Below are 260 nucleotides of genomic sequence, written 5' to 3' on the forward strand. Positions count from 1 at the left end.
GGTAGTGCGCGACTGCACGTAGATCGTCGTCCGTCATGTATTGCGTCGAGTTGTTGAACACGTCAGCCATTGAACCGAACACGACGGCATGCGGATTCCGCCCCGCCCTCAGGAAACGAAAGACGTCGTCTTCGCTCCAGCGGCCGAGCCCGGTGTTCGCGTCGCCCCGCAGACTCGGCGCATACCAGCCGTCCAGTTCGGCGCCGGCCAGATAGAGTGCGCTACGCTCGTCGAGTGCCTTCTCGTTCATCGCCACGCCG

1 protein-coding gene is annotated in these 260 nt (G+C 63.5%); it reads right to left on the bottom strand.

The genetic code is table 11. From position 1 onward, the window contains the following. Positions 1 to 260 (bottom strand): hypothetical protein (locus tag R0K30_RS22460; protein ID WP_486304033.1); only part of this gene is annotated, 260 nt, incomplete at both ends.

This window comes from Bacillus sp. SIMBA_154, from assembly GCF_046536015.1.
GTDB classification, from domain to species: Bacteria; Bacillota; Bacilli; order Bacillales; family Bacillaceae; genus Bacillus; species Bacillus pumilus_P.